General features: G+C 65.1%; 24 protein-coding genes. 7 read left to right on the forward strand and 17 right to left on the reverse strand.

Annotated elements, in window-relative coordinates; genetic code table 11:
* Positions 1-102: 102 nt before the first annotated feature.
* Positions 103-579, forward strand: coding sequence for a cupin domain-containing protein (locus HNS03_RS24320; protein WP_367198639.1), 477 nt, complete (start codon positions 103-105; stop codon positions 577-579).
* A gap of 97 nt (positions 580-676) precedes the next feature.
* On the opposite strand, the gene HNS03_RS24325 is transcribed toward HNS03_RS24320, so the two are convergent.
* A complete protein-coding gene (locus HNS03_RS24325; RefSeq protein WP_367198640.1) occupies positions 677-1,495 on the reverse strand; it encodes a LysR substrate-binding domain-containing protein in 819 nt (272 codons plus the stop codon).
* A gap of 26 nt (positions 1,496-1,521) precedes the next feature.
* Between HNS03_RS24325 and HNS03_RS24330 the strand changes: the two genes are divergently transcribed.
* Positions 1,522-1,767 carry a hypothetical protein gene (locus HNS03_RS24330; protein WP_367198641.1) on the forward strand — a complete coding sequence of 82 codons (246 nt, stop codon included), beginning with the start codon at positions 1,522-1,524 and terminating at the stop codon, positions 1,765-1,767.
* Complete coding sequence (locus tag HNS03_RS24335; protein ID WP_367198642.1) at positions 1,764-2,021, forward strand: hypothetical protein; 258 nt, start codon at positions 1,764-1,766, stop codon at positions 2,019-2,021. Before HNS03_RS24330 ends, HNS03_RS24335 begins: the two co-directional genes overlap by 4 nt.
* 292 nt (positions 2,022-2,313) lie before the next feature.
* Here HNS03_RS24335 and HNS03_RS24340 read toward each other — a convergent pair whose 3' ends face one another.
* The 6 genes from HNS03_RS24340 to HNS03_RS24365 all read right to left on the reverse strand — a co-directional run bounded on the left by HNS03_RS24340 (position 2,314) and on the right by HNS03_RS24365 (position 7,978).
* Complete coding sequence (locus HNS03_RS24340) at positions 2,314-3,183, reverse strand: fumarylacetoacetate hydrolase family protein (RefSeq protein ID WP_367198643.1); 870 nt, start codon at positions 3,181-3,183, stop codon at positions 2,314-2,316.
* Between the two features lie 34 nt (positions 3,184-3,217).
* Positions 3,218-4,516, reverse strand: coding sequence for a TRAP transporter large permease (locus HNS03_RS24345; protein ID WP_367198644.1), 1,299 nt, complete (start codon positions 4,514-4,516; stop codon positions 3,218-3,220).
* Positions 4,513-5,037 carry a TRAP transporter small permease gene (locus HNS03_RS24350; RefSeq protein WP_367198645.1) on the reverse strand — a complete coding sequence of 175 codons (525 nt, stop codon included), beginning with the start codon at positions 5,035-5,037 and terminating at the stop codon, positions 4,513-4,515. The genes HNS03_RS24345 and HNS03_RS24350 overlap by 4 nt, the downstream gene beginning before the upstream one ends.
* 130 nt (positions 5,038-5,167) lie before the next feature.
* Positions 5,168-6,211 (reverse strand): TRAP transporter substrate-binding protein, encoded by a 1,044-nt coding sequence (locus HNS03_RS24355; RefSeq protein WP_367198646.1) that lies wholly within the window; start codon positions 6,209-6,211, stop codon positions 5,168-5,170.
* A gap of 161 nt (positions 6,212-6,372) precedes the next feature.
* A complete protein-coding gene (locus HNS03_RS24360; RefSeq protein WP_367198647.1) occupies positions 6,373-6,807 on the reverse strand; it encodes a cupin domain-containing protein in 435 nt (144 codons plus the stop codon).
* A gap of 25 nt (positions 6,808-6,832) precedes the next feature.
* Positions 6,833-7,978 carry an alkene reductase gene (locus HNS03_RS24365; protein WP_367198648.1) on the reverse strand — a complete coding sequence of 382 codons (1,146 nt, stop codon included), beginning with the start codon at positions 7,976-7,978 and terminating at the stop codon, positions 6,833-6,835.
* A gap of 90 nt (positions 7,979-8,068) precedes the next feature.
* Between HNS03_RS24365 and HNS03_RS24370 the strand changes: the two genes are divergently transcribed.
* Together HNS03_RS24370 and HNS03_RS24375 are read left to right on the forward strand one after the other, a co-directional pair.
* Entirely contained in the window at positions 8,069-9,334 is a 1,266-nt protein-coding gene (locus HNS03_RS24370) for an acyl-CoA dehydrogenase family protein (RefSeq protein ID WP_367198649.1), read from the forward strand.
* 11 nt (positions 9,335-9,345) lie between these two features.
* Complete coding sequence (locus HNS03_RS24375; RefSeq protein ID WP_367198650.1) at positions 9,346-10,707, forward strand: acetyl/propionyl/methylcrotonyl-CoA carboxylase subunit alpha; 1,362 nt, start codon at positions 9,346-9,348, stop codon at positions 10,705-10,707.
* 19 nt (positions 10,708-10,726) lie between these two features.
* Here the strand turns inward: HNS03_RS24375 and HNS03_RS24380 are convergent, their stop codons facing one another.
* Both HNS03_RS24380 and HNS03_RS24385 read right to left on the reverse strand, forming a co-directional pair.
* A complete protein-coding gene (locus HNS03_RS24380; RefSeq protein WP_367198651.1) occupies positions 10,727-11,305 on the reverse strand; it encodes a DUF2889 domain-containing protein in 579 nt (192 codons plus the stop codon).
* Between the two features lie 18 nt (positions 11,306-11,323).
* Positions 11,324-12,097 carry an enoyl-CoA hydratase/isomerase family protein gene (locus HNS03_RS24385; RefSeq protein ID WP_367198652.1) on the reverse strand — a complete coding sequence of 258 codons (774 nt, stop codon included), beginning with the start codon at positions 12,095-12,097 and terminating at the stop codon, positions 11,324-11,326.
* A 126-nt stretch (positions 12,098-12,223) separates the two neighbouring features.
* Between HNS03_RS24385 and HNS03_RS24390 the strand changes: the two genes are divergently transcribed.
* A complete protein-coding gene (locus tag HNS03_RS24390; protein ID WP_367198653.1) occupies positions 12,224-13,171 on the forward strand; it encodes a hydroxymethylglutaryl-CoA lyase in 948 nt (315 codons plus the stop codon).
* A 114-nt stretch (positions 13,172-13,285) separates the two neighbouring features.
* Here the strand turns inward: HNS03_RS24390 and HNS03_RS24395 are convergent, their stop codons facing one another.
* From HNS03_RS24395 to HNS03_RS24415, 5 genes are read right to left on the reverse strand one after another with little or no spacing between them, the layout of a single operon-like run.
* Positions 13,286-13,891, reverse strand: coding sequence for a TetR/AcrR family transcriptional regulator (locus HNS03_RS24395; RefSeq protein WP_367198654.1), 606 nt, complete (start codon positions 13,889-13,891; stop codon positions 13,286-13,288).
* 44 nt (positions 13,892-13,935) lie between these two features.
* The gene (locus HNS03_RS24400; protein ID WP_367198655.1) at positions 13,936-14,694 is read right to left on the reverse strand and encodes an SDR family NAD(P)-dependent oxidoreductase; all 759 of its coding nucleotides are present in this window, start codon (positions 14,692-14,694) and stop codon (positions 13,936-13,938) included.
* Between the two features lie 11 nt (positions 14,695-14,705).
* Positions 14,706-16,217, reverse strand: coding sequence for a class I adenylate-forming enzyme family protein (locus HNS03_RS24405; RefSeq protein WP_367198656.1), 1,512 nt, complete (start codon positions 16,215-16,217; stop codon positions 14,706-14,708).
* Positions 16,218-16,263: 46 nt separating this feature from the next.
* Positions 16,264-16,479: an acetyl-CoA carboxylase biotin carboxyl carrier protein subunit gene (locus HNS03_RS24410; protein WP_367198657.1), complete on the reverse strand. Its 216-nt coding sequence runs from the start codon at positions 16,477-16,479 to the stop codon at positions 16,264-16,266.
* A 17-nt stretch (positions 16,480-16,496) separates the two neighbouring features.
* Positions 16,497-18,035 carry an acyl-CoA carboxylase subunit beta gene (locus HNS03_RS24415; protein WP_367198658.1) on the reverse strand — a complete coding sequence of 513 codons (1,539 nt, stop codon included), beginning with the start codon at positions 18,033-18,035 and terminating at the stop codon, positions 16,497-16,499.
* 162 nt (positions 18,036-18,197) lie between these two features.
* On the opposite strand from HNS03_RS24415, the gene HNS03_RS24420 reads away from it, so the two are divergent.
* The gene (locus HNS03_RS24420) at positions 18,198-19,007 is read left to right on the forward strand and encodes an enoyl-CoA hydratase-related protein (RefSeq protein ID WP_367198659.1); all 810 of its coding nucleotides are present in this window, start codon (positions 18,198-18,200) and stop codon (positions 19,005-19,007) included.
* A gap of 137 nt (positions 19,008-19,144) precedes the next feature.
* Here the strand turns inward: HNS03_RS24420 and HNS03_RS24425 are convergent, their stop codons facing one another.
* The 3 genes from HNS03_RS24425 to HNS03_RS24435 all read right to left on the reverse strand — a co-directional run bounded on the left by HNS03_RS24425 (position 19,145) and on the right by HNS03_RS24435 (position 22,328).
* On the reverse strand, positions 19,145-20,296 hold the full coding sequence (locus HNS03_RS24425; protein ID WP_367198660.1) for a DnaA N-terminal domain-containing protein: 1,152 nt from the start codon (positions 20,294-20,296) through the stop codon (positions 19,145-19,147).
* A 348-nt stretch (positions 20,297-20,644) separates the two neighbouring features.
* Positions 20,645-21,178, reverse strand: coding sequence for a hypothetical protein (locus tag HNS03_RS24430; RefSeq protein WP_367198661.1), 534 nt, complete (start codon positions 21,176-21,178; stop codon positions 20,645-20,647).
* 118 nt (positions 21,179-21,296) lie between these two features.
* Entirely contained in the window at positions 21,297-22,328 is a 1,032-nt protein-coding gene (locus HNS03_RS24435) for a hypothetical protein (protein WP_367198662.1), read from the reverse strand.
* Between the last annotated feature and the right edge of the window lie 565 nt (positions 22,329-22,893).

Here is a 22,893-nt window from a genome sequence, read left to right on the forward strand (position 1 = left end):
GTCTACCGGGTTCTGGCCTAATGTTCACGAATCGTTCGTCAACTTGGCCAAATTCCCAGCTTCGCGCCGGTTAGGCCTGCAAACGACGAAACAAGCCCGGTTGTGTCGCTGTCCGAACTGGCGTTGACGCGTCAGACGCACGGAGATCGGTTCGACGCATCTTTCGCCCCCATTTCCGCCCCAAAGGGGGCGCGCCATCTCGGGGCGCGTCTGACAGAGGTTTCCCCCGGCAAGTGTGCATGGCCGTTCCATTGCCACCATGGAAACGATGAAATCTTCGTGATTCTCGACGGCAGCGGCACCTTGCGCCATGGGTCCGAGGAATGGCCGGTCACCGCGGGCGATGTCGTGGTCTGTGCCGCAGGAGGGCCGGAAACGGCGCATCAACTCACGGCGGGGGACACCACGTTGCGCTATATCGCGATCAGCACGATGCGCGAGCCCGATGTCATGGAATACCCCGACAGCGGCAAGGTCACGGTATTCGCGGGCAGCGCGCCGGGCGGGAACAAGGCCGAGCGGCGGCTTGCTGCGACTTGGCGAAAATCGGATTGCGTCGATTACTGGTCCGGAGAATGAAGAATGCCGGCGCCGTCTTGAGTCAGGGTGCGCCGAATGTTGCGCTGCCCCGACCGCGCCGTGAACGGAATGATCCGGCTTTCCGAGTGGCAATCGATCAACATGCGACCTTCGTTCGCAGAGGTTCGGTTTCTTCCAGCAACCATTTCCGCAAATTTCTGATCCGCCGATCGCGGGCGAGGGCCTCGGGATAGACGAGCCAGTAACCTGCACCGGTGTCCATGCGATGATCGAAGACAGGAACAAGATGACCGGCCCGCAGATCGGCCTGTGCGATCTCCCGGCCGGCCAACGTCAGTCCCGCCCCATCTTCTGCCGCCTTCAATCCCAGACCGGCGGAATCCACCGTGGTCGTCGCCGCCGGTGTCACGGGCCCGCCCGGCAGGCTATTGTTCCAGTCCTCCCAATCGCGCTTTCGGTGTTGGGAGAGAAAGAGATTCGAGCGCGCCACGACCGCACGCGGATCGTCGCCTTCGAGCAGGCCGGGAGATGCGAAGAGCATCACCGATTCACGAAAGAGCAGGTCGGCCTTCAGCCCCTTCCATTCACCCTGGCCATGGCGAATACCTGCGTCGGCGTCCCCCGCCGAAAGGTCGACGGCGGCCTGGGTCGTGGAAATGAGGAGTTCGAAGCCTGTGCGTTCAAACGGATAGTCGGCCAGGCGCGGCGACAACCAGTGTGCGGCAAAGGTTGGCAGCATCGAAAGTCGCAAGGGCCCGCTTTTGCGCTCCTCGGTCAGGTCGTCGACAGCGGTGGCGATCTGGTGGAAACCTTCGGTCAATCGCAGTGACAGCCTCTGGCCGATGTCAGTGAGTTCGAGCGACGCCCCGACCCGGCGCATGAGATCCACGCCCAGCGCAGCTTCAAGCGCCTTGACCTGGTGCGACACGGCCGAAGGCGTCACGCCAAGTTCCATGGCGGCATCCTTGACGGACAAAAGGCGTGCCGGCGCCGAAGCCGCTCAGCGAGAGCCGCACCATGCGCGGCAGCGGCGCCGCGGGGCTCGCCACCGTCGGCGCCGCCGGCGTCGAGGTGGCGCGGGAGGCCCTCGCCGAGACGCAGGCCGCGGTGGAGCCGCTGGTGCCCTACCTCGACACCCTTCGCTGGGTGCTCATCGGCGTGACGCTCGTCGGCATCGGCGTCGCCGTCTACGCCCGCTGGGACGACTGGCGGAGGGGAAACCGATGATCACGGGGCTGTTCGGCTGGCTCGCCGGGAGTCGCTGGGCACTGGCGGCTTTGAGGTGGGGCGCCGTCGGACTCACGGTGCTGTTGTTCCTGCTCTCGATCCGGCGCGCGGGCGAGCGCGCCGGGCGGATGGCTCAGCGTCTGGAAACCCTGGAGAAGGCCAATGACGTGCAGCGGCGCATGCTGGAGGCGGCGGCTCGCCGGCCTCGTACTCGCGACGAGCTGGCTCGGCGGCTGCGCGACGGCCGGTTCTGAACCGCCCGTCGTTGCGGTCTGCCCGCCGGTCGTCGAGTACGGTGCCGAGTTCCGGGTGCGGGCGGCCGAGGAACTCGAACTGTTGCCGGAAGGGTCGGCGGTCGTCGAGATGCTGGGTGACTACGCGGTGATGCGGGAGCAGGCGCGGGCGTGCCGGTGAGGTGGCCTTCCTCGCTTGTGCTCTTGCTGACGTCGATGGATATGTGGGTTCATCGGCACCGAGCCCGCGTATATGTCAGGCGCGAATGCCCCTGTGTCAGGGAGCTCTCCACCTGTCCGCATCTGGGTGGTTCTACTCGACCTCCGCGACGACACGGTTGCGCAGCATGCCGAGGCCGTCGATCTCCACCTCCACCATGTCGCCGGGCTTCAGCCAGACAGGTGGCTCGCGAAACGCGCCGACACCGCCCGGGGTGCCGGTGACGATCACGTCGCCGGGGTCCAGCCGCGTGAAGGCTGAGCAGTAGGCGATCAGGGCTGGCACGTCGAATACAAGGTCGTCCAGCGTTGCGTCCTGCATCTTCGCGCCGTTCAGCCGAGTCTCAAGCCGCTGGGGTCCGATTGCGCCCATCTCGTCGGTGGTGGTCATCCAAGGTCCGAAAGCGCCGGTGCCGGGGAAGTTCTTGCCGGGCGTGAACTGGGAGGTGTGCCGCTGCCAGTCGCGCACAGAGGCGTCGTTGTAGATCGCGTAGCCCGCAACGCAGGCCGGCGTCTGGTCGGGGCGCAGACGATGAGCGGGGCTCCCGATCACGACAGCCAGCTCGCCCTCGAAATCGAACTTTTCCGATGCGGATGGACGCACAAGCGGCGCCTCGTGGCCGACCTGACTGTCGGCGAAGCGGACGAAGATCATCGGACGCTCGGGGCGGGGTCGCCCTGTCTCCAGCAGATGCGCCGAGTAGTTGACGCCGACGCAAAGGATCTTGCGCGGCTCGGGCGAGACCGGGAGGAATTGGACGTCAGCGAGAGCGTAGTCGACAGAGGGCTCCACGACGGCGCGCGCAGCGTCTAGTCCGTCGGGACGCGCCAGCAGCGCGCGCAGGTCTGGGGCGCCAGGAAGGCGCGCAGTCAGGTCCAGGAACCCCTCGGGCTGACCGCCGCGCATCGTGACGGCGGCGAGGGCGGCCGACCCGTCGGGGCGCAGGATGCTTGCGAGCTTCATGTGGGGCGGCTCCTCAGTGGAAGAGATGCGGCGATCATGGGCCGACTAGCCAAAGGATGATCGATGGCTCCGCGGCCATTAGCGCGACGAAGGCGAGCAGGCCCAGCACGAAGGGCGTGCAGCCGAGGAAGATCTGGCCCAGCGGCACGTCAGGCGCGACGGTCTTGATGACATAGACGTTCACGCCGATAGGGGGAGTGACGAGCCCGACCTCGGTCACGATCACCGCGTAGATGCCGAACCAGACCGGATCGATGCCGAGCTGTTGCGCCAGCGGGAAAAGGATCGGCACCGTAAGGATTAGCATGCCAAAGGTGTCGAGCACGCAGCCCAGCACCAGATAGAGGATCGTCACTGCGAAGATGAAGCCGACGTAGCCGAGCTCCATTGACTGGATAAGGTCGCGTAGCGTCCCGGTGAACCCGGTCTGGGCGAGGAAACGGGTGACCAGGGTGCCGCCAACGATGATCACGAACAGCATCACCGTGACCAGCGCCGCGTCAGCGAAGGAATTGCGGATCGCCGCGAAGCTGAGGCTGCCGGTGGCCGCGCCGTAGATTAGCACCGCGACGACGCCGAAGATCGCCCCCTCGGTCGGCGTGAAGACACCGTTGTAGAGCCCGCCGAAGATTACCCCGAAGATTGCGAGCACGGGGAAGACATGCGCGAGCGAGGCGATCCGCTCGCGCAGGGGTGCGCGGTCGCTAGCCAGGTGACGACCGCCCTGCTCCGGATCGATGAGGGAGATGACCATGATCAGTATGGAGAATATCGTCGCGATAATCAGGCCGGGCACGATGCCGGCCACGAACAGCTTGCCGATCGAGGTCTCGGTGAGCAGGCCATAGAAGATCAGGATGATGCTGGGAGGGATCAGGATGCCCAGCGTGCCGGCCGAGGACAGCACGCCGGTCGCTAACCGCATGCCGTAGCCGTGGCGCCGCATTTCCGGAATCACGATGGCGCCCATGGTGCGGGCGGTGGCGGTGCTTGATCCGCTTACGGCGCCGAAGCCTGCAGAGGCGAAGACCGAGGCAATTCCCAGTCCGCCGGGCAGCCAACCCAGCCAGTGCGACGCGGCGCGGTAGAGGTTGCGCGCGATGCCGGTGTGGTAGATCAGATTGCCCATCAGCACGTAGAAGGGCAGCGCGATCAGTACGAATTTGCTCCCCTCCGACCAGAAGGCGGAGGTTAGCTGGGTCAGCGCAGTGTCGATATTGCCGACCAGCACAAGTCCAACGAATCCCACGACCATCATCACTAGCCCGATCGGTAGGCCAAGGGCGACAAGTGCGATCAACGCAGCGAAGCCGGCGAGTCCGAGTCCAATCACGGCTCGACTCCGTCGAAGCGGCCGTCCAGCGGCGCCTCTTCGCCGTCGGCCGCGACCAGCCGGCGGGGCGACAGCAGGCGGACTAATGCAATCGCCGCCGTACCGGCCGCGCCCAGCGCCAGCGCGCCTCGCAGCCAAGCCATGGGCACGTAGAGCTCGGGCGTGCTGTCCTGGATCAACAGCATGTACTCGGCGTCAGCCCAGCATTGGCGGATGATCAGCACGCAGATCGCCAGCGCCAGCGCCCATTTCAAACGGATCACCGACTCACGCGCTGCGCGGCCCAGCACGTTCTTGAGGAAGTCCGCCTTGACGTGGGCGTGGCGCACGAAGCTTTCGGGAAGGGCCAGCACGACCGAGAGGAAAAGCAGGACCTCGGCTAGTTCTTGCGCCCAGCGGATCGGCGAGTCGAAGAAGTACCTAAGGGTCACGTCGCACGCGAGGACGACCAGAATCGACGGCAGGCAGACCCAAGCGGATAGGACGAACAGCCCGCGAGACAGGTAGAGGAGAGCTTTCATATTGGTCCGCTTTCCGGCGCTCGCCGCCCGGGGCGGAGGCGCGACAATCAGGAGAGAAAGGCGGCGCGCCGGAGGTGCCGGCACGCCGCAGTCATTTGACCGAGCCTCAGCGAGCGGCCCGGCTGGCGCGTCAGCGCAGGCCTTCGGCTGGGTCCGTGTCCTTCAGCTTCAGGATCTCCGTGTCTGACATGCCCTCATATTTGTCACGCAGCGCTGTCATCGCCTCGATAAGGTCGGCGCCCGAGGGCGAACGGTCGGCATTCTTTTCAAGGAAAGCGTCGTACATCGGGGCGACCATCTTCTCGATCTTCGCGAGATCTTCTGGCGTGGCCTCGGTGACCTCGATACCTTCCTCCTTCATAGTCTCCAGTGCGCTAGCGGTCAGATTCTTGTACATCTTCTGGTAGTTGTACGCAGCGTTTAATGCGGCCTCGTCGAACACCGTCTTCAGGTCTTCGGGCAGGCTATCGTAGAATTTCGGATTGACCGCCTGCGGGATCGCGACCCGCACGACCCCAATGCGATAGTTGTACTTGCCGACCTCGTGCAGACGATAAGCGACCTGGTCGGCCGTCGAGAGGATGATGCCGTCAACCACCCCCTGCTGGAAGGCCGTGTAGGCATCGGAAATGGTCATGGTCACCGGCACCGCGCCCAGCCGTTCGACGATTTCCGTGATGCCGCCGCCGGCGGCGCGGATCTTCAGCCCCTTGAGGTCGTCGACCGACTTCACCGGCTTGGTGGTCAGGATGTCGTATCCTGGGGTGGCAGCGTTGAAGGCGAGCTTCACGCCAAGCCGCTCGTATTCCTTCTTGAAGAATTCGGGGTAGAGCTCGTTGAGCGCGCGCACTGCGGCGATGTCTGACGTGGGCAGAGCCAGCGGCAGCTCAGTGCCCAGAAACAGGTTGAAGCTGTTGGCTTGGTAGACCGGCCAAGCCGAGGTCACGTCAGTGATTCCGGTCCCGGTGGCGCGAAACCCGTCGGCGACGGTGTGCAGCACCTCGCCAGGGTAATAGACGGGCTTCAATCGTCCGTCGCTCTTCTCGGCGAGCTCTTCGCCGAAGACCTTCATAACCTCCTGCCAGCCGGGAGAGGTCTCGGGCTGATTGTAGGAGATCTTGACTTCAATTGGATCGGCGGCAAGCGCCTGCGTGGCGGCGGCCGCGACGCCCATGGCGATCCCGGCGACGAAGGGTTTCCAGTTCTTCATATCAGGTTCCTCCCTGTGATAGCCGCCCGCCGCGCGGACGAAGCGGCTTCCGTCCCCGCGCTTAGCCCCCCAAAGGGACGCCGCGCGGATTTTCGTGAAAGTCTCGGTTTTCCGCCCCCGAGGGCTCAGACCCGCCGGTAGCCCTCTAGCGTTTCGTCCGCCACGTCGGGCAAGTTCACCACCAGGTTGTCCGGCGTGCGCGCGGTCAGCCACACGAGCGGCTCTGTGACGGACATGTTCGCCTCGACATGAGGCATGAAGGGTGGGACGAAGACGAAGTCCCCCTCCGTCATGTCTACGTACTCGGAATAGCCCTCGCCGAAGTAGATACGCCCGTGACCCGAGAGGACGTAGCCCCCGGTTTCTGCCTCAGCATGGTGGTGGGGGGGGGAGCGGTGCCCCGGCTCGTTGCTCACCTTCCCGAACCAGATCTTCGTGGCCGGCGTGTGCTGAGGGCTGACGCCCGATACGCGCACGGCGTCACCGGATTGACCCGTACGCCTGTTTTCGGCGCCAGCTCGCGTGACCACAGGTTTCACGTCGGGTTTCATGTCCGTCATTGCGGAGTCTCCTCCTCGCTCGTTCTCATGTCTGCCGGCAGGTCGCGGGAGCGTGGACGTCGAGCGATCCGTCGCGGAACGGGTAGTCGACGTAGCCCTCGGGCCCGCGGGTGTAGAATGTCCGCCTGTCCCATGGCGCCAACGGCACGTCGTCGCGCAGACGTTCGATCAGGTCGGGATTCGAGATGAAGGGGCGGCCGAAGGCGACGAGATCGGCGCGGCCGGCTCTGACCGCGGTTTCAGCCCGGGCGCGGTCGTAGCCGCCGGCAGCGATCAGGGCGCCGGGGAAGCGGGCGCGGGCCCCAGCAAGGACATCAGGGGCGGCGGTCTTCAGCGCCGCCTCGCGGCTGCCGTCGCCGGAGACCTCGGGCTCGATCACGTGAAGATACGCAACGCCGTTCGCGGCCAGCAGGTCGACCACATCGGCCATCGCGGCGGCGGGATCGCCGTAGCGCAGGCCATTGAAATCGCCGAAGGGCGAGATGCGCGCGCCGATCCGCGAAAGGCCGCCGCAGGTTTGTGCTGCCGCGTCCAGGATCTCGGCCAAGAACGTCAGCCGGCGCGTGCGGGAGCCGCCGTAGGCGTCCTTCCGCCGGTTCGCATCGTCCGATAGGAACTGCTCTATCAGGTAGCCATTGGCGGCGTGCAGCTCGACCATGTCGAACCCCAGCGCCAGCGCGCGGGCAGCGGTCCGAGCGAAATCAGCGACGGTCGCGCGCACTTCCTCCACGCTCAGGGGGCGAGGGACCGGAAGGGGCTGAAGTCCCTCGGGCGTATAGATTCTACCTTCGGCCGCGACGGGTGAGGGGGCGACGGCGTCCAGTCCGGCGGGGTTGTTGAGGGTCGAGAAGACGCGGCCAACATGCCAGAGTTGCGCCACAATGCGGCCGCCGGCCGCGTGCACGCGCTCGACCACCTCCCGCCAGGCAGCCTCCTGCGCCTGCGTCCACAGGCCGGGGGTGAAGGGATAGCCATGGGCCTGCGCGCTCACGCCGATCGCCTCGGTCACGATTAGTCCGGCAGAGGCGCGCTGGGCGTAGTACCGGGCGGCATGGGGGCCGATCACGCCCTCCCGCGAGGCGCGGCTACGCGTCATCGGTGCCATCACGACCCGATTAGGCAGTTCCAGCGCAGGCAGGCGGAAGGAGGAAAGCAACGCAGCCGCTGTCATCGCGCGGACCGCAGGAGCGAAATCTGGCAGCAAGGCATGGCTCAGCGTCTCCTCACCTCTGCTTGGGGCCGTTCCTGTCTGAGGACGGCGATGCTTGATCTGCGTTGGGCTCGCCAGTATAAAAACAAACGAACGTTATTTTGTCAATGCGCGTCTGACGCGCGCAAACGCCAAGCCGAAGAAGGGGAGACCAAGGTGCTGCCTCAGATCGCCAAGGTCACGGAAGAGCAGGAAATCTTTCGCACCGCGCTGGAGGGGACCGTCGACCGCGTGTCGCCCGTCGCCCGGGCGCAAGAGCTCGACAATGCCAAGCGCTTCGATTCGGAGCTTCACGCCGCATTGGGCGAGCTGGGCATCATGGGCCTGGGTGTGCCGGAGGAACTGGGTGGCGCCGGCGGCGGAGCGGTCGAGCAGGTTCTGGCGCTGGAGGTGCTCGGGCGAAAGGCGACCTCGATGGCTGTCTTCATCGTGGTGCACTTCATGATCACCCGCCTGCTGCGCGACTACGGCTCGCAGGCGCAGCAGCGCGAGCACCTGGTGCCGCTGGCGCAGGGGCAAAAGGCGGCCTCGTTCTGCCTTACCGAGGCGGGTGGGGGCACGGACATCCTGGCGGCGATGAAGACCAAGGCGCGGCCGGAGGGCAACGGCTGGGTGCTGGACGGCAACAAGATGTGGATCTCGGGCGCCTCGACCTCCGACATCATGGTCGTCCTGGCACGAACGGGAGAACATCGCAGCCGTGGGCTGAGCATGTTTCTGGTTCCCACAGAGGCCAAGGGGGTGGCGGCGACCGAACTCTCGACCTTCGCAATCAACGGCTACGACACCAACGCGTTGACGCTGGAGGGCGTGCGGGTTCCTGCCGGCGCGATCCTTGGCGTGCAAGACCAAGGCTTCCCTCAGGTTGTCGCCACCCTGAACGGGGAGCGGATGAACGCGGCGGCGGTTGCCATTGGCATTGGCCGCGGCGCCATTGAGGTTACCCGCGACTACGCGCTGGAGCGGGAGGCATTCGGCAAGCCTATCGGCCAGTTTCAGGCGGTTCAGACGCAGCTCTCGACCGCCGGGATCAGCGTGGAATCCGCCTGGATGATGACGCTGGAGGCCGCACGTCGCGATGAAGCGGGAGAGGCGACGGATGTTCTGAGTTCGATGGCCAAGTGGTGGTCGGCCCGCGCGGCGGTGCAGTGCACGGACACGGGCATGGAGATTTTTGCGGGCGCCGGCTTCGACACCTCCCTGCCGATTCAGCGCTACTACCGCGACGCGCGGCTCTACAGCTTCGCGCCGCTGAACCAGAACATGGCGCTCAATATGGTGGCCGAGCGCTGGCTTGGCTTCCCGCGCGGCTTCTGAGGGAGAGGGACATGACCACGACAATCCTAGTGGCCAACCGGGGCGAGATCGCCTGCCGTATCATCCGCTCGATCCAGGCGCTGGGGATGCGGGCCGCGGCGGTGCATTCGGACGCCGACGCCAACGCCCGTCATGTGCGACTGGCCGACGAGGCGCTCCACATCGGGGGCTCCCGCGCGACAGAGAGTTACCTTTCCGCCGATCGGATACTGGAGGCCGCGGCGCGCTGCGGTGCGGTCGCGATCCATCCCGGCTACGGTTTCCTGGCCGAGAACGCCGACTTCGCCGAGGCTTGTGGGCGGGCCGGCGTGATCTTCGTCGGTCCCGATCCCGAGACAATTCGCACCATGGGTGACAAGCACGCCGCGCGCGCGGCGGCGATGGCGGCGGGCGTGCCGGTCCTGCCCGGGTCCGAGAAGCTCGACCCGGAGGACGAGGCTGCGATCCTGGCTGCGGGCGAGGCGGTGGGCTTCCCGGTGCTGGTGAAGGCCGCTGGCGGAGGCGGGGGCATTGGCCTGCGTCCAGTGACCGACTCGGCAAAGCTGGTGCAGGCGGTGCGCTCCACCTCCGGCCAGGCAGCTCGGGCATTCTCGGACCCGGCCGTTTACGTCGAGAAGCTGGTCCGCCGCGCCCGCCATATCGAGGTGCAGGTGTTCGGCCTGGGCGAGGCTGGCGCGGTGCACCTGTTTGACCGCGAATGTTCCGCGCAGCGCCGTTACCAGAAGGTGCTGGAGGAGGCGCGCCCAGCGCACATGGACCCAGCGGCGGCGCAGGGCATGTTGGACAGCGCGCTGAGCCTCGCCCGCGCGGTAGGGTATCGCGGTGCGGGGACGCTGGAATATCTCTACGATGACGAAACGTGCGGGTATTACTTCATGGAAATGAACACTCGCCTTCAGGTCGAGCACCCGGTGACGGAAATGATCACGGGTGGCGATCTTGTGGCCCTGCAGCTCCGCCTTGCGCTGGGCGAGGACCTTTCGGGCGAGCTCGCGCAGGATCGGATCGCGGCGCGGGGCCACGCGATAGAGCTGCGCGTCTGCGCCGAGAATCCGGCGAAATCCTTCGCTCCCTCGCCCGGGCCAGTGGAGCGTCTGGAGCTGCCAGACCTCGACGGCGTACGTTTCGACACGGGAGTAGAGGAGGGCGATGCTGTGACGCCCTTCTATGACAGCCTGATCATGAAGATCATCGCCCATGGAGAGAGCCGCTCGGAAGCCATCGATCGGCTGCGTGCGGCGGTGGCTGGCACACGGATCGAGGGGCTGGAGACGAACCTCGACTTTCTCGGCCGACTTATCGAGAATCCGGATTTCGTAGCCGGGCGGCTGCACACCAAGTTCGTCGAGGAGAACCTCTCCGCGCTGGTCTGAGGCGCGCGTGGGCGGGGGGTCAGCCTTCGCCCGCGTCCTTCGCCTTCGGCCGGTGAAATTGGGGGAACCAGCGAGCCACCACCGGCCCCTCGAACTGCCAGGAATGACAGCCACCAAGGAATGGGGGCGGCGTCTCACGGTCGGAGTCGACAAAGCCGGCATCAAAGAGGCGTTCATCCTTGGCCGCCGAGATCGTCTGAAAGGCGGCCGTGCCCATGCCCTGCATTAGCTCCCGCAGATGGGTGCAGCCGCCGTGAGGACCGAACGCCTCGGCCAAGGTCTTTCGCCAGCCGCGCATCAAGCAGGCGCCCTTCAGCCTCTCTGCGTCCACCTGCGCACCGAGGCAGTAGCCGAAGGGTATTGCGCGCATCTCTTGGCTGAACCCGTGGATGATGTAGTCCTCGTCGATGGTGATCGTCGCGCAGATGTCGTGGACTGGCTCCCCGGGCGAGAGCACGCCGCGTTCGCGGTCGCGATAGGCGAATCCCTTGCAGTCGCGCAGACGCCCCTCAATGTCGAAAAGGCCATCGTCGCGCGCGTAGCAACGATATGTAACGGTGCGTTCGTGGTTCAGGCGGCGGCTGGGTGGGGGCGTCATGAAAGATCCTGCTGGAGGTTAGCGTCCGGTGAATTCGGGGCGGCGCTTTTCGGCGAAGCTGCGCAGCCCGATGGAGTAGTCTTCCGAGGCTGTGGACTCTCGGAAGGCTGTGCGCTCGGCCGCGAGGGCAGTGTCGAGCGGTAGGCCGGCGGTTTCTCGCATTACGCGCGCGCTGAGGCGGAGGGCGGTGGGGGAGTTGGCGGCGACGCGGGCTGCGACGCGGCCGACGGCCTCGCGCAGCTGCGGGCCTGGGACGATTTCGGAGATGAGGCCGACCTCCAGCGCCCGGCGCGCGTCGATGCTGCGGCCTGTCAGAATCATGTCGGCGGCGATGGCGTGAGGGATCATCCGGGACAAGCGCACCACGCCGCCAGCGCCAGCGATTGCGCCCAGTCCTACCTCCGGCAGGCCGAAGACGGCGTGGTCGGCTGCGATGCGCAGGTCGGCGGCGAGAGCGAGTTCGAGCCCACCACCAACCGCGGCACCGTTGATTCCCGCGATCACCGGCTTCGAAAGCGCCCGATGGGTCAGGCCGCAGAAGTCGCCCGGATCTTCGCCCGCCGCGATCCGTTCCGCCAGCCAAGGAAGGAACGAGCCGATGTCGGCACCCGCGCAGAACGCCTGCTCGCCCGCGCCGGTCAGCACGATGACGCGGACCGAGGCATCCGCCTCCAGCCGTGGCCACAACGCGCGCAACGCCTCGTGCGTCTCAATGTCGATGGCGTTGCGTCGCGCCGGGCGGTCTATAATCACCCACGCGACTGCGCCTTCCTGCTCTACCCTGACGCACATGCCGCACCTCCTGCTCCGTCCTGCGCGCGGCGGCTGGTTGAGCGGCGCGCGCCAATAAGTTATACAAACAAACAACCGTTCCTAAAAGCGCCAATGGACGGCGCTCGCTCCCAGGAGGACACCGCCTTGGATTTCCCGAAGTCAATCCGCATTCACGAGGAAGGCCCGCGCGAGGGAATCCAGATCGAGTCGCGCCAATTTTCCGTCACCGAGAAGGCCGCACTGATCGAGGCGCTGGCGGACACAGGACTGAAGCAGATCGACTGCGTTTCCTTCGTTAACCCGAAGCGCGTACCGAACATGGCCGACGCCGACCAGGTCGCCCGCGCGATCCGGAAGAAACCGGGCGTGCGTTACACGGGATTGTGGCTGAACCAGAAAGGACTGGAGCGGGCGCTGGCGCTGCCGCTCGATGTGGTCGGCTCGATTCGAGTCACGGCATCCGAAACCTTCTCGATCCGCAACACCGGGCGCGACATCGCGCAGACCTTCGACGAGCAGCGCTTGTGGATGGAGACGTACCGCAAGCATGACGTCGGACTGGAGTGGGGTTACGTGATGACCGCCTTCGGCTGCAACTACGAGGGCGAGGTACCCGTCGCTCGCGTCCTCGAGATGATCGCTCGGATTGTGGACCTTGCAGCCGAGTTCGAACAGCCTCTGACCGGCGTTTATCTTGCTGACACCGTCGGATTCGCCACACCGCTGGACATCGAGCGGCGCATCGGCGCAGTGCGCGAGCGCTGGCCGGAGCTCAAGATCGGCCTGCATCTCCATGACACCCGCGGCACTGGCATGCCCAATGTCTACGCGGCACTGCGCATGGGAGTGGACCAGTTCGACAGTTCGGTTGCCGGGCTGGGCGGCTGCCCCTTCGCCGAGCACAAGGGCGCGGCGGGGAACGTCTGCACCGAGGACATCGTCTTCATGTGCGAGGAGATGGGCATCGCGACCGGCGTCGACCTAGAGGCGCTGATCGACTGTGCGCGGCGCGCCGAGACGATGTTTGGCCATGTTCTGCCCGGCAAGGTGATGCATGCCGGCAGCCTGGCGCGATTTCGCGAGGCCGCCTGAGCATGGCCTCGGAGGCTGCTTGAAACTTCTGTCGAAAGGGTCCGACCTGAGCCCCTCAGACTTGACCCTTGGGCGGACGAGCCTCACGGTGCGCGGCGCTTTCCAAGCGGAGTGTCAGACCGAGACGGCGGTCTCCGCCCGCAGCAGAGCGAAGGTCATGTCGGTGTAGCGGCGCACCAGTTCGTCGATGCTGTATCGGCCGTCCGGGCGGTACCAGGTGGCGATCCCGGTCAGCAGATTGAGAATTGCCAGCTTTGCCAGCTCAACGTCGTCGCAACGGAACCGGCCGACCTTCGCCCCGTCCTCCAGGATCTCGGCTAGGATCGCCTCGTAGGCGTCGCGCAGTCTACGTACCGCCTCAAAATTCTCTGGCGTCAGGCTGCGCAGCTCCATGTTGCCGATGAAAACCTCAGACTTGCGCCGAGTGTGGAAGATGATGTGGGCGCGCACGAAGGCGCGCAGCCGCTCCTCCGGATCGGTCAGGCCGTCCAGAGCGGCGACCATCTCGTCGACATTGTCGTGGATAATGGAGCTCAGCAGATCGAACAGGAATTCCTGTTTGTTGGCAATGTAGTTGTAGAGGGAGCCGGCTTGGATACCGACCTCCTTAGCCAGCATTCGCAGAGTGACTGCTTCGTAGCCATGCTCCGCAATAAGACGGACGCCTGCCTCGCGCAGCATCCCCTGCGTGACTTCGCCTTTTGAGCCGATGGTGCGCAAGAAGCCGTTCTTTCTATGTTCGCAGACTGTTGCCGTTCTCAGTACTATACGGCGAGGTACCCGCCATCAACCGGCAGCATGACGCCAGTCACGTAGGAGGCGAGATCCGAAGCGAGGAATACGGCCGGTCCCGCCAACTCCCCTGGCTCGCCGGGACGGCGCAGGGGGATATGCTGGAGCAGCGCCTCCCGCGCACGCTGATTGCCCAGCGTCGCTACCGTCATCGGCGTGCGGATCACGCCAGGCGCGATGCCGTTCACCCGGATCTCGCGACGAGCCAGCTCGGCGGCAAGCGCCTTGGTGAACTGCAGAATAGCGCCCTTGGAGGTCGTGTAGGCGGCGGAGTTGGGCGTCGCCACGAAAGACTGGATCGAGCCGATGTTGATGATCGAGCCGCGGTTGCGGGTCAGCGGTTCGAGGAAGGCGTGGACCATGTTGTAAGCCCCGGTGACGTTGACCGAGATCGTGCGGTCGAAGGCCTCCGGCCCACCCTCCTTGTCGAAGGCCCCGCGCAGCAGGATGCCGGCGTTGTTGACCAAGCAGTCGATGTCGCCGACATCCTCGCCGATGCGTGCGGACAATGTCCGGCAAGCCTCACGGTCTGCGATGTCGAGGCGCGCGGCGAAGCCGTCCTGCACGCCCGCGAGGCGAAGTGTCTCGTGGCAGGCATCCTCGTCGAGGTCGACCAGCGCCAGCCGGGCGCCCGCCTCCGCCATCCCGAGCGCTATGCTGCGCCCGTTGCCCTGCCCCGCGCCGGTGATCAGCACCGTCTTTCCCGCCAGCAGGCCCGTGGTCCCGTCCATGGGCGTCTCCTTCAGTCCGTCGTTTCCATCAGACGTGCGCGAAGATCCCGCTTCACGATCTTTCCGCTGTAGTTGATCGGCATATCGGCATACGAGACGATCAGCACGCGCTTGGGGACCTTGTAGCCCGCGAGCTCTTCCTTCGCGAAGGCGATCAGCGAGGTCTCGTCCGCCTCGGCACCGTCGTGCAGGACGATAACCGCCGTCACCTCCTCACCCCAAACATCGCTCGGCAGCCCGATGATCGCGGCTTCGCGAACCTCGTCATGGCGCAGCAGGACCTGCTCAACTTCCTGCGAATAGACATTCAAGCCGCCGGTCTTGACCATGTCCTTCAGCCGGTCGTGGAAGGTCACGAAGCCGTCCTCGTCCATCGCGCCCATGTCACCGGTGCGCAGCCAGCCGTCGTGGAAGACGGCCGCTGTCGCTTCCGGGTTGTTGAAATAGCCCTGCATCACGGAGGGGCCGCGGACGGCGATTTCGCCGACTTCGCCGGTTTCGGCGTCGCTCAGGTCTTCGCGCAGGATCTTCACGTCGAAGTTCAGGAAAGCGCGGCCGATCGAGCCGGGAGCGCGTTCGTAGTCCTTCTCCTTGAGCACCGTGACGATCACACCGGCCTCGGTCAGACCGTACTGATAGAAGATCTGCACGCCCGGGATCAGCGCGTGCATCGCCTCGCGGTCATTGCGCGACAGATTCGCGCCGCCGACGTACCAGCGTTCGAAACACGAAAGGTCCGCGGTTTGCGCCAGCGGGTGCTTATAGATGTCGCGCGCCATCGAAGGGGGCGTGAAGGCGTTGGTGCAGCGTTCCCGCTCGATCGTGCAGATCATGTCCTCGGTGGTGTATTTCGGGAGGATCGTCGCGGTGGCGCCGAGGTAGAGGGCCGGAAGCAACCAGCAGTTCAGCGCGGCGGAGTGGTGCAGGGGTGTCGCCAGCAGCGTGTTGTCATCCTCATGCATCCCGGTGTCGAGCGACTCGTGGATGGTGTTCCAGAAAATGTTTTCGTGGCTCAGCATCGCGCCCTTCGACCGGCCGGTGGTGCCGCCGGTGTAGAGGATCGCCTGGATGCCGGAGGGCGAAACCTCGACCCCGCAGGGGCCGTCGCCTGCGTTCGCCACGAAGGCGTCGAGGCCAGAGGTGTCGGCGACGACGACCTCATTTACCAGGTCTGTGTCGTCAGGGATCTGGGTCAGACCCGCGCTTCGGAACAGCAGGCGGGAGCAGCTGTCCTCCAGCACCAGAGCGAGGTCCGCGGCGGTCAGGCGGTAGTTGAAGGGGACCGCCGTGCAGCCCGCCTTGGCGACGCCGACATAGACCACGACCCAGTCGATGCAGGAGTCCATCAGCATCGCTACCCGGTCGCCAGGCGCTACGCCTCGGGCGAGCAGGCCCCGGGCGATGCGGTCGCTCGCGCGGTCGAGCTCGGCGTAGCTCATGCGCCGCTCACCTTGAATCAGCGCGGTCTTTTCCGGAAACCGCGCGGCGTTGTGCGCTACATGGCTGCCCGGCGTCATGCCCATCTTGCTCATCGTGTCCTCCCCTCGTCGTCCGACGGTGCGGCGCCCGTTAGTTGTAGGACAGGATCGGCGTGCCCTCGTCGACCATGTCGCCTTCCTTGAGCAGCAGAGACTCTACCGTTCCGGCGTCGTCGGCCTCGATGTTGATTTCCATCTTCATTGACTCGAGCACCACCACCACGTCGCCGAAATCGAAAGTATCGCCTGGCTTTACCTCAATACGGAATACAGTGCCGGCCATCGCAGAATTGATCGTCTTGGACATTTCGAAGTCTCCTAGACTCAGACGGGATGCACGGCCGAGCGGCGCGCGATGGTCTTCGCCGGCCGACGACCGTAGATGCGGAAGCGCGCGATGAGGTCGTCGCGCAGGGCCTCCGGTGGAACGACGTCCTCGGCCGCAAAGGGGTCGGCGGCGGCTTTGTAGACGTCTATGTCCGCCGCGTATTCGTCGCGCTTGGCGGCAACGAAGGCCTCGCGCTCCTCCTCTGGCAGCTCCATGATCCGGTTGAAGTGGATCGCGTTCACTGCAGCCTCAGGACCAACTAGCGCTGGCATGGCAGTGGGAAGTGCCAGCATCGCGTCTGGATGAGTGGGGGCGCCGGACATGGCGAGGTAGCCGCCACCGTAAGCCTTGCGCACCAATACGCAGATCCGCGGCACCGTGGCTTCGCAGACCGCTGACAGCAGCTTCGCGCCGTGGCGGATGATTCCGCCCTTCTCGACCGAGCTACCGATCATGTAGCCGGAGATGTCTTGTAGGAACAGGAGCGGCACGTTGAAAGCGTTGCACATCCAGATGAAGCGCGCAGCCTTGTCGGAGGTGTCGGAAAACAGCACTCCGCCCTTGTGGTTGGAGTTGTTGGCGACGATTCCCACGACCGCGCCGCCGAGCCGTGCGAGGCCAACCGTGATCTCCTTCGCCCAGTTCGCCTTCACCTCATAGAAGCTGCCCTCGTCGATAAGCGCGTTGATGAGTTCGTGAACATCGTAGGGGATATTCTGGCCCGCGGGCACGATCTCGCCTATCGGCTTCGGTCCAGCTGAAGGAGGGCAGGGGGTGGCGACGGGGGGTTTCTCCTCCCAGTTTGAGGGCAGGTAGGAAAGATAGTCGCGCGCCTTTGCCACCCCGTCGGCGTCGTCCTTGGCCAGCACGTCGCCAAGGCCCGAGACGAAGCAGTGGAGCCGCGCGCCGCCCATCTGCTCGTCCGTCACATCTTCGAAAATCGTCATCTTCGCCATGCGGGGGGAGCCGAGGAAGGCGGAGGCTTGCTTGTCGACCATGATGACGAGGTCGCACAGCCCCGGCACATAGGCTGCGCCGGCGGGCGAGGGGCCGAATAGGACGCAGACCTGTGGGATCACGCCCGAGGCTTGGACCTGATTGTACCAGATGTTCCCCCAGCCGTTGCGGCCGAGGAAGAGGGTCTTCTGTTCGTCGATCCGCGCGCCGGCGGAGTCGACCAGGTAGACTAACGGCATCCCCGTCTCGAGCGCGAGGTCCTGCATTCGGTTGAGCTTCAGCAGCGCTTGGCGTCCCCAAGTGCCTGCCTTCACCGTCGGGTCGTTGGCGATCACCGCGACGTCGCGCCCCTGCACCTTGCCCACGCACGTGACGATGCCATCCGCGGGTAGGCCGGCCTCGGCCCCCGCCAGCAGCCCGTCCTCGAAATCCCAACCGTCGTCGAGCAGCGCCTCGATCCGCGCGCGGACTAGCATCTTCCCTGCGGCGACGTGTCGGTCGCGCGACTTGCCCTGTCCGCCGGCGAGCGCCTCCTTCCTGCGGTTGTGGAGATCCTGCGCGCGTTCCTCGTGATCCATGCTTCGGAACCCTTTTTGCTGGAGATGGCGGCGGCACCGCGCAAACAAACAGTTGACCGTTTTTATCCTGACTGGTCGCCGGCGTCAATCGCATCTGTGCCCGGTTGCCACGGTCAGATTGTTAGTATAAAAACAAGCGTTCGTTTTAAAGAGGAGACCGCCATGCCCGACGACTTCCGCCACGAGACGATCAGGGCGAGCGTGGACGATCAAGGAGTCGCGCGCCTGACGCTGGCGCGCCCCGAAGTTCGCAACGCCATGAACGGTAAGATGTACGACGAGGCCCGCGCGGTGCTCAGAGACTGGGCCGCGGACCCCTCCGTGCGCGCTCTGCTCCTGTCGGGCGAGGGTGAGGTTTTCTGCGCTGGCGGCGACTTCAAGTACCAGCAGAGCCAAGCTGGTCGGCCCCGCGCCGAACGGATCGCCGAAGCGAGCAAACTGGCTCTGTGGCTGCGCGAACTCGATACTTTTCCGCGCATCGTGATCGGGCGCATTAACGGTTCCGCCTACGCTGGAGGGTTGGGCCTGGTCAGCGTTTGCGACGTCGCCATCGGTCAACTGGACGGTGCCTTTGCGATCACTGAGGCGCGCATCGGCATGTTGCCGGGTATGATCTCGCCCTTCGTGGTCAAGCGTATCGGAGAGGCGAATGCTCGCCGTTTGTTCCTAAACGCCACCCCCTTTGACGGGGCGGAAGCCGTGCGCTACGGACTTCTCTCCGCCGCGGTGTCGGCCGACGAACTGGACGCCCGCGTCGACCGCGAGGTCGACCTCGCCCTGCGATGTGCGCCGGAGGCCGCGGCCGCGGCCAAGACGTTGATCCGCTACGTCGACGGCCATGGCCCGGACGACAACTTCATCTACACCGTCGACCGGGTTGCCGACATGTGGGACTGGGACGACGCGGTAGAGGGCATGGCGAGCTTCTTTGAGAAACGTCTGCCGCGCTGGGACTGGCGGACAAGGTCCTAAGCCGAGGTATCTGAGGAAGGAGCCGGGAGGGCACTGCAAATTTGCCGAGCTGACGCAGGTGAAGGCTGAGTGTCAGCGTTTCAAGATGTGATGGTTTCCTGTTGAGCGCAGGCCATGCCGGTGGACCAGACCGAGAGCTACTTGGGCGTGCTGCCCACGGCCTCGCCGGTGGCGGTGGAGGCCGCGGGCGCATGGGCGGCGGAACAGGGGGAGGACGACAGCGAGGCGGACCCTTCGGAATGATCCCGGTTGAGATGCCGCGCGGAAGGCCCGCGAAGGTGAAACTCGCTTGCAGGGGCTGCGCCGCGCGAGTTCGCGAGAGCCTGTCCCGGACCGAGCCGGCATAGGAGATGAGGAGTGAAATCGGCGATAAGGGCCAGAGAGTTTTGAGTTCGGGTCCCTCTCCCTCCACGGGTTACCCGGTGGGCGACGAGGCATGCGATGTGGCGGACGCGAAGGACGTCGCGGGTGCGGGCGCCGGATCGAACATCCTCGAAGCCGACCTTAGTGCTGTCCCCGAAAAAGGCAGTGGTGGCGAGGATCGAAGCATGCGGTTTTGGCAGGGTCGATGTGACGGCGGGTATCAGTCCGTCGACGAGCCTGATCAGACCGGCGTGGGCGCACGCACGCAGGAGAACCATACGAGCGGGAGGTACACCGAATGCAGCGGTGAGTTCCTGTTGCAGGGTTCGGGCTGTCTCGGCACCGGTCGCGGACAGAATCTCGCGGGCGAGGAGCAGCTGAATAAGGCCGGCCGTCGGCGGCAATTCGTCATGCTTCGATGGCAAGAGGTTGTGGCGGGAGAAGCGATCACGGAGCTCGGGAAGGTCGGCGCGATCGTCCGCGGCCTTGGGTGCGCGCGATGGCTGGTCGGCGGCACTGGTCTCGTGATCGACAGCCTTGTGGTTCGCCGGGATCGCAATTGGGAATGCAAAGGGGAGCTTCTGGCGTCGTGCCGCTTTGGAGGAGGTGGCCTGGGTCCCGCGGGTTTGGTCCGGGTCCTCCGGCGGCAGTGGTTGCTTCGGATTGCTGCAGGGGCGGGTATGGATCGCGATGGCCTTTATGCGCTTCGATTTTTCGCGAAGGCTTTCCACAAGCAAAGCCGAGTAGTGAGTGGAGATCCAGTTGCGGAGAAAGGACGTGGCGATGGAAAAATGGAATGTTCCGTTCTCGTCGATCTCTTCGGGCTGGAGCGTGGGAAACCAGGCCTCCCATGCTGGATGTCCAACTCCGGCTTTGACGGAGTCGACGGCTTTCGCCCATAGCGTGTCTACCTGATGAGTGGACATAGTGGGACCTCTCGTTTGTGGCGTCCGACAACACGCGACAAACGTCCCGAATCATATGCGAAAAAGCAAGTGTTGATATTTCGTTAAGGTTGCAGTTTGATGGGAGGCGCCGCTGATTGGAAAGCGTGCTCATGACCTCCCCCCTCACCTGGGCGCTCACAGAGCGCTCATTTTTTTGAGCCGGGGAACCGCGCTGGGAGGGAAATGGGGGCCGGTCGCTCTCAATTGTGGGCGTAGGGGGCGCCACTCACAGAGAGCGACCGGCTGGGGGAGGGCCTTGCCTGGGAGGAAGGCTGTGGCGAGTAGAACAGATGAATGTGAAAAACACAATATAAAAGCGAAGACCTGCTAACTGATAGTTGCCTCAGCGGAGGGGCTGGGACGCGGCCTTTCGCACGCTGCGCTTGCGCCGAGGATGGCGGGGACGACAGAGTCTGCGGCGAAGGTGCCGACGAGCACCATGTGGCCGTCGGCCTCTAGTGCAGGATCGTTCAGGACGCCCGGTATCGAAAAGGGAATGGCCTCGCCAGGCGTCATGCCCGCGGGCAGGGCGGGTCGCGCGGCGTGAAGGATGAGTGCGCCGGTCAGTTCGTCGCCGATGTGCTCCGACTCCTCAGCGAGCGTGCCGTGGAATTCCGTAAGCCCGGCCTGCTCAAGCTCGAGCGAGTGGCCACTCTCGGACCGCGCGCCGGTGACAACCGTCAGACGGTAGGATTTCTGATCGCGCAAAGCCCTCTGCGCGGCCCTCGCGGCCGCCCCGGCGCCGATGTGGACGGTAAACAGGTCATCTCGGGTCGTGTGAAAGGTCATGGTCGCCCGACGTGCTTCTTCGTCGATCGTCAAGCTGTCAGGGTAGAAGACGCCAAAGTAAGTCGCTGTCACGGGTCGCTCCCACGGTCAGAACGGGCTGGCGAGAAATCCTATGCGAAAAAATAAAAAAGAGGAACCGGCGGCGAAGACGATCAGGCTGGGGAGCGGACGGGCGTTGAGTGGTTCGGCCTTAGCGTTGGGCGTCGGCCTTTAGCGCGACACCAAGGGAGCGGATCAGAGACCGCTTGTCTTCGTAGGTGCCGAGCATGCTGGCCCGCAATCGCGGAAGCGGCACTGGGGTCGCCGGGGCTATGACAGCGGTGAGTGTGCCGCCCTCTTTCACCCATTGCTCGAAGGCGGTTCCGAAATCGGTGCCCTCCTCGATCGACAGTCCGTAGGGGAGCAGGTTCGCGGCCGTGACGCGATCGATGGTGTCGAGGGTCTGTTCGAACCGGCGTCCGGCGTTGCTGCGGTATTGCGCAATTGCGCCGCGGTCGACTGCCGCGGCAGCGAACGACGTGAGCGCAAGCGGGGACTTCGTCGCGTCATTGGGGGACAGGACAAAGTCGATCAGTCTTCCGACGGTGGCGCCGCCTGTGATCTCGGTGTCCAGAGAGAGGGTGGCAATCTCACCGCTGTCATCGGATATGGTGCAGCGCGCCGCGATTGAGGAACGATCGACGGCGGGGTGCTGGAGTTGGAGATCGGTGTCGATCGTTGCCTTTGGCAAGGTCATTCGGCTTGCCAGGGAGAAGCCTCCGATGCGGTCGAGGACCGCGCCGTCGATAGCTGCCTGGGAAACACGGATCAGCGTTGCTTCCGGAGCGGAGTGGACAGAAGCGGCCAGCTGTTCGATCGACAGGAAGGGGGCGGGGCGAGCGCCGAACTGGTGACGTAGTCGGAGGGACCATGCGATGCCGGTCCGGTTCGGCGCGGAGGCAAGGAGATTGGTCGCGCGCAGCTCTCGCAGTCGAACGGGCCGCTCCGGAAGGTCACCTGATGATTGTGGGCGGTCCTGGTCGGAAAGGTGATCCTGAATGCGCTTTTGTAGAAGGGAGACGTAGCTCCCGAGAGAGGCGAGATCTGCGCCGCCGATCGCGAGGCGCTCGATGTTCAGTTGGAGGCCGCCAAGCGGGCCACGTCTGAGGAAGTTAAGCTGGAGATGCTCCGCTTCAGCGCTCCACCCGGTGTCAGGGGTGCGCGCCTGGGCGAAGAAGCTCATGCGCCCGAGCTCCACGTCGCCGAAGCGTTGGCTGAGGTACCGGACTTCGACATCGCTCCACGAGTTCGGACCGGTTCGTGTCCCGGCCACATGAACCTCTGGCGGGAGCCAAGGGGTGGAGATTGGCTCAGCGGAGACCGGCGCTGGAGCAGCGATCAAGACGAGGAGCGCAATCCACGGCAGTCTGGCTATTGAATCCATCGGGCCATCTCCGCGGCTCCAGTATCTGTTCTGCGAAAAGTAAGGAATATCGGCTGGAGAGCAACCGCCGGCGTTCCTCCTGCTGGGCTGCCGCCGGCAAAGCCGGTCGGCAATGGGCTTCGGCGCCGGGGCGGCAAAAGGAATACGGAAGCGGGATTGCCTGGGCCCGGGCGTGGCCGCCCGGCGGCGGGCGCCCGGGCCTCTCCTTGATGCGGGGTCGCTTCGAGTGTGGGTGCTGATCGCGGCCGGCGTATCTGCTGCGAAGGTCCTGGCCAACCGCCGGGGGCGTGCGGCGCGGCAATCAAGGTGAGAGGGCAGCGTCAATCAGGATGAGAACGCCGCTGGGCGGGAACGCAGGGAGGGC

Source organism: Amorphus sp. 3PC139-8 (assembly GCF_040750475.1).
Classification (GTDB): domain Bacteria; phylum Pseudomonadota; class Alphaproteobacteria; order Rhizobiales; family Amorphaceae; genus Amorphus.